Raw genomic sequence first — 268 nt, 5'->3', positions numbered from 1 at the left:
GTTTATCCGCCCGTCCGGCAGTGACTGCAATTTGCGGCCGGTCAGATCGTAGACGTTAATTCCGCGTTGTTTCTGGGTACCTATGATCAGACTTTGCGCCGGATCGGTAGGGTGTCTCCAAATAGCCACGTCGTCGGCAGTGTCACCAAACTACTCGACAGGCTCCGTCTCGACGCTAGGCGAAACTATATTTGTGGTAGGCGCTGGTGGGCTGGTGGGGTCTAACGGTTTGCCAAGGCGCAAGTCTAATCGCGTTGCGATGGCCCGC

1 pseudogene is annotated in these 268 nt (G+C 56.7%); it reads right to left on the bottom strand.

Going from position 1 to position 268, the window contains the following annotated elements:
• Nucleotides 1-132, bottom strand: a pseudogene (locus PZC42_RS23255) (phytase); the annotation flags it as partial.
• Nucleotides 133-268: the final 136 nt, after the last annotated feature.

Origin of the sequence: Isoptericola croceus, from assembly GCF_029382255.1 — a bacterium.
Taxonomy (GTDB): Bacteria; Actinomycetota; Actinomycetes; order Actinomycetales; family Cellulomonadaceae; genus Isoptericola; species Isoptericola croceus.
The sequence above is the reverse complement of the archived record's forward strand: the minus strand, read 5'-3'. Positions and strand labels throughout refer to the sequence as shown.